This is a genomic window from Kitasatospora sp. A2-31 (assembly GCF_022288725.1).
Lineage (GTDB): Bacteria > Actinomycetota > Actinomycetes > Streptomycetales > Streptomycetaceae > Kitasatospora.
Window position 1 is genome coordinate 1,088,484 of record NZ_JAKNTA010000001.1, and the last position, 5,220, is coordinate 1,093,703.

General features: G+C 71.1%; 4 protein-coding genes and 1 other annotated feature (1 of these 5 cut by a window edge). All 4 genes read right to left on the bottom strand.

Annotated elements, in window-relative coordinates; genetic code table 11:
• Positions 1-98: a sequence feature (most likely nonfunctional fraction of RNA operon), on the bottom strand; it reaches 426 nt to the left of the window's first position.
• Positions 99-641: 543 nt separating this feature from the next.
• A complete protein-coding gene (locus MCM47_RS04975; RefSeq protein WP_238741382.1) occupies positions 642-1,316 on the bottom strand; it encodes a nucleoside/nucleotide kinase family protein in 675 nt (224 codons plus the stop codon).
• 10 nt (positions 1,317-1,326) lie between these two features.
• The gene (locus MCM47_RS04980) at positions 1,327-2,328 is read right to left on the bottom strand and encodes an LD-carboxypeptidase (protein ID WP_238741384.1); all 1,002 of its coding nucleotides are present in this window, start codon (positions 2,326-2,328) and stop codon (positions 1,327-1,329) included.
• A gap of 203 nt (positions 2,329-2,531) precedes the next feature.
• Entirely contained in the window at positions 2,532-3,641 is a 1,110-nt protein-coding gene (trpS, locus tag MCM47_RS04985) for a tryptophan--tRNA ligase (protein ID WP_238741385.1), read from the bottom strand.
• Between the two features lie 175 nt (positions 3,642-3,816).
• Positions 3,817-5,220 (bottom strand): APC family permease (locus MCM47_RS04990; RefSeq protein WP_238741387.1); only part of this gene is annotated, 1,404 nt, incomplete at its 5' end.

Sequence of the window (5,220 nt, forward strand, 5' to 3'; positions counted from 1 at the left end):
TCACCCGTTCGCCACTGATCCACCCCGAAGGGCTTCACCGTTCGACTTGCATGTGTTAAGCACGCCGCCAGCGTTCGTCCTGAGCCAGGATCAAACTCTCCGTGAATGCTTGCTCGTAATCGAGCGGCACACTCGCGTTGAGCGGCACGGCAACCACCGGAATAGGGCGGCCCCGCGCACTGCGTCCTCGCTGTGTTATTTCAAAAGGAATCTCCAACCCCAGAGAATCTGAGGCCGGGGATGTCAACATATCTGGCGTTGACTTTTGGCACGCTGTTGAGTTCTCAAGGAACGGACGCTTCCTTCAGGCGGCTTTCACACCGGCCCTCCGGGCGCTTCGTTCTTTCGTGTTTCCAGCTTATCAGATGTTTTCCGCTCCGTTTCCGGGGCTTCGTTCATCCAACTTGCCGGTGTCTTCTAGGGCTTGACGCCCCGTCCGACGTTTCAAACTCTAGCCGATCCCCGCCCCGAAAGGCGAATCCGGCCGCAATCCCCATAAACGCATACACCGAATAGACCCCGGTCCGAACAGGAGCGCGACAAAGCGCAACCAGCCCGAAAGGGAAGGAGTGGTGTTTCTAGGGATTGGCCGCCCCGGGACCGTCCGCGCCGATGCGTGTCCGGTGCTCCCTGCCGAGCGACTAGGAAACACTACGCCGATCCGGGAGCGAAGGCAACCCGGTCCCATGGACGATCCGCGTGCAGAGCGAGCGGCCCGCCTTCACGTACTCGCCGTTGGGGTGGTCGTTGGAGGTGACCCAGTGCCGGGCCGCGGTCTCGTCACGGCCTCCGTCGCGGTGGCGACGGAGCAGGCGCTCCTCGCGGACCGTGTCATCGGTCTCCACCCACCAGAGCTCGCGCAGCAGCCGACGGGCCTCCGGCCAGGGGTGTTCGGCGGCGGCCAGGTAGTTCCCCTCCGTGATGACGAGCCGGGCGTGCGGCGCGACGACGTGCCGGGCGGCCACCGGCTCGTCGAGGTCCCGGTCGAAGTCGGGGACGTAGATGTGCTGGAAGCGGTCCGCGGCGACCCGGCGCAGCAGGGCGACGTAGCCATGGGCGTCGAAGGTGGCCGGAGCGCCCTTGCGGTGGCGCAGGCCGAGGCGGTCGAGCTGGGCGGCGGAGAGGTGGAATCCGTCGAGCGGGAGGTAGGCGGCGCTGCCGGGACCTTCGAGTCGTTCGACCTCGGCGACGAGGTGCCGGGCCAGGGTGGACTTGCCGGCGCCGGGCGGTCCGGCGAGTCCGAGGATCGTGCGGGCGTTGCTGCCCGGGCCGTGCAGCAGGCCCAGGGCGAGGGCGGTGAGGGTGTCCTCGTTCATGGGGCGCACCCTACTCACCGTCCGCCGCAGCCGGAGTCGTTCCGCGGGGAGCGGCTACGGGCGGCACGAGTGCGGGCAGCTCCAGGGTGAGCGTGCCGGTGTCCGCGTCGAGGAGGGCGGGGACGCCCAGCGGGACGGTCAGGGTGGAAGCGGCGTGCCCGAAGCCGAGTTCCCAGACGATCGGTACGCCGAGCGGGCCGAGGCGGTCGAGCATCACGTCCCGGACCCGTTCGGGTCGGCCGCAACCGTCCCAGGACCCGAGCGCGATGCCGGCGATGCCGTCCAGGGCGCCGGAGCGGAGCAGCTGGGTGAGGAGTCGGTCGAGCTGGTACGGGTGCTCGTTGACGTCCTCCAGGAGCAGGATGCTGCCCGCGAAGGAGGGCCGGGCGGCGGGCGTGCCGCGTTCGGCGGTGAGGACGGTGAGGCATCCTCCGGCGGTGATGCCCCGGGCCCGCCCGGGCACGAGCGTGGTGGCCGTGGGCGAGGTGAGGACCGTGGTGGCTGCCGGCTCGAAGAGGGTGCGGCGCAGGTGCTCGGCGGTCGGGCCGTCGGTGAGGAAGGACGCGGCCGCGCTCATCGGCCCGTGCAGGGTGGCGACGCCGAGCCGCTGGGCGAAGGCCTCGTGCAGTGAGGTGACGTCGCTGAAGCCGACGAGCACCTTGGGCGGAACGGTGCGCAGCGCGTCCCAGTCGAGCAGGTCGACCATGCGGTGGACGCCGTAGCCGCCGCGGGCGCAGATCACCGCGTCGACGGCCGGGTCGAGCCAGGCGCTCTGGAGGTCGGCGGCGCGGTCGGCGTCGGTGCCGGCGAGGTGGCCGAGGACGGGGTGGGTGTCGAGGACGTGTGGGGCGACGGTCACCCGCAGGCCCCAGGAGCGCAGGATCTCGGCCCCGGCGGTGAGCCGCTGGGCGTCGATCGGGCTGCTGGGGGCGACCACGGTGACGTGGTCCCCGGGGCGGAGGTGCGGCGGGCGGGTCAGCCCTCGGCCGGGCGTGGTCGGGTGCTGGTCCATGGCCGGGATCCTTCCAGGGTGCGGGTGGCGCGGCGTGGCCGGGTGATGCGGCCCGGCCGGTGGGGCGCGGCGTGACCGGGCTGGGGCGCGAGGGGCGGGGTGGCGCGCTGCGGCGGGACGGGACGGGCGCCGCAGGGGTCCGGAGTGGTCCGTTCACCGGGCCTGCGGTGCCGCCCCCAGTAGGGAGGTATGCCCCGTGCTCCTCAGACCGATCCCATCACCGCCCGAACCTCGTCGAGCGTGGCGTCGGCCACGGCCTTGGCGCGCTCGGCGCCGTCGCGCAGGACCTGGCGGACGTAGCCGCGGTCGGCGGCGAGTTCGGCGCGGCGGGCGCGAACCGGGCGGAGGTGCTCGTTGACGGCTTCGATCACCGTCCGCTTGAGCGCGGCGGCGCCGCCGTCCCCGATCTCCTCGGCGACCTCCTCCGGCCGGCGGTCCTGGCAGAGCGCGGCGAGCAGGACGAGGCTCGACACCTCCGGGCGGGCGACCGGGTCGTAGCTGATCCGGCGCTCGGTGTCGGTCCTGGCGGAGCGGATCAGGCGGGCCGTGGTGTCCTCGTCGGCGGCGAGGGCGACGGCGTTGCCGCGGCTCTTGCTCATCTTGGTGCCGTCGGTGCCGAGCAGCAGCGGGGCGGCGGAGAGCAGGCCCTCGGGGCGGGGGAAGACCGCGGCGCCGTCCGGGTGGGGGTAGCGCTCGTTGAAGCGGCGGGCGACGGTGCGCGCGACTTCGAGGTGGGGCAGCTGGTCCTGGCCGACCGGGACCACGTCCGCCTTGCAGAAGAGGATGTCGGCGGCCTGGTGGACGGGGTAGGTGAACATCAGCCCGCTGACGGCGGACTGGCGGGAGTGGGCGATCTCGTCCTTGACGGTGGGGTTGCGGCCCAGCTCGGAGACGCTGACCAGGCTGAGGAAGGGCAGGAGCAGCTGGTTGAGGGCGGGGACGGCGCTGTGGGCGAAGATCGTGGCGCGGTCGGGGTCGAGTCCGGTGGCGAGGTAGTCGAGGACGAGGTTCTCGGCGTGCTCGGCGAGACGGTCGGCGATGTCGCGGTCGGTGATCACCTGGTAGTCGGCGATCACGACGAACATCTCGACCCCGAGGCGCTGGAGGCGGACCCGGTTCTGCAGGGTGCCGAAGTAGTGGCCGAGGTGGAGCGGGCCGGTTGGGCGGTCGCCGGTGAGGACGCGGTGGGCGCCGGGGTTGCGGCGGATCCGTTCGTCGAGGCCGACGGAGGCGGTGGCCTCGGTGGCGGTGGCGGTGGCGGTGGTAGTGGCGGCGGTGGGGGTGGCCTCGGTGGCGGTGGTGGCGACGGTCATGGGGTTCTCCTCGGTACGGCGGTGGGTTGGCGGCCGTCCGGGGCTCGGGCCCGTTCCGTCGGAAAACGCGTCAGGGCCGTCCATCCGGACGGCCCTGGTCAGGCGTGGCTGGTGGCCGTCCTAGGACGGCCACCAGTTGAGACCTGCGAAGCGCTTCATGCGTTCGAGAATAGCGTCAGTCCTCCACGACGAGGGCGGGAGTTTCCTTGCGCAGGGTCTCGCCGCGGAAGAATTCCGGGCGGACCACGCCGTACCAGAGCATGAGCACGGCACCGAGCAGCAGGATGCCGACACCGATGACGAACACCGAGCCGATGCCGAGGACGGCGCCGCTGCCGTACTCCGGGTTCCAGGCGTCGGTGAGGGTCTGAAGGAAGACACCGCTGAGCAGGACACCGCCAAGCAGGGGGGCGACGCCCTTGAGCAGCAGGTCGCGCGGGCTGTCGCGGAGCGAGCGGCGGAAGTACCAGACGCAGGCGAAGGCCGTCAGTGCGTAGTAGAAGCAGATCATCAGACCGAGGGCCAGGATGGTGTCCTCGACGACGTTCTCGCTGATCACGCTCATGCCCACGTAGAAGACGGCGGTGGCGAGGCCCGCCGCCACGGTGGCGTAGCCGGGGGTGCGGAAGCGCGGGTGGACGGTGCCGAAGCGCGGCGGGACGGCCTTGTAGGCGCTCATCGCGAGGAGGGTGCGGGCCACCGGGATGAAGGTCGTCTGCAGGCTGGCGGCGGCGCTGGCGACGACCGCCAGGAAGAGCAGGACGCTCCACGGCGAGCCGAGCACCGGGCGGGCCAGCGCAGCGAAGACGTTGTCGGCCGTCTCCGGGTTGCCGAGGCCGGTGCCGGCGCTGCCGACGCCGGCGAACATCTGGGAGGCGACCGCGACCAGGAGGTACGAGCCGACCAGGGTGACCATGGAGATCATCGCGGCCCGCCCGGGGGTCCTGGCGCTGCCGCTGGTCTCCTCGTTCATGGTCAGGCAGGTGTCCCAGCCCCAGTACATGAAGATCGAGAGCGACAGCCCGGCGGTGAACGCGCTGAAGGAGGAGACGTCGAGCGGGTTGAGCCAGGACGCGGAGAAGCCGGTCGAGTCCGGCAGGTCTCCGGCGGCGGCCTTGGCGATCGCGATGACCGAGAAGAGCAGCAGGACCGCGAGCTGGAGTCCGACCAGGCTGTACTGGAACCACTTGGTGGCCGTCATGCCGCGGTAGCTCATCGCGGTGGCGGCGGCGATCAGCACGACCACGGTGAGCAGGTGGATCGCCTTGGTGTCGTTGAGCTCGGCGACCCAGCCGCTGCCGGTCATCTCCCCGAGCATGAGGTAGAGGAAGTCGGTCGCCACACCGGCCAGGTTGGAGAGCACGATGATCGTGGCGACCGTCAGGCCCCAGCCGGCCATCCAGCCGACCCGGGGGCCGAAGGCCTTGACGGTCCAGGTGAAGGACGTGCCGCAGTCCGGGAAGTCCTTGTTCAGCTCCTTGTAGGCGAACGCGACGAGCAGCATCGGCAGGAAGCCCGCCAGGAAGACCGCCGGCATCTGGACGCCGACGGCGGTGACGGTCGGGCCCAGTGTCGCGGT

Coding starts and splice junctions, on each gene's coding strand:
- MCM47_RS04980 (WP_238741384.1), bottom strand. CDS start 2,328: ATGGACCAGCACCCGACCACGCCCGGCCGAGGGCTGACCCGCCCGCCG.
- trpS (WP_238741385.1), bottom strand. CDS start 3,641: ATGACCGTCGCCACCACCGCCACCGAGGCCACCCCCACCGCCGCCACT.
- MCM47_RS04975 (WP_238741382.1), bottom strand. CDS start 1,316: ATGAACGAGGACACCCTCACCGCCCTCGCCCTGGGCCTGCTGCACGGC.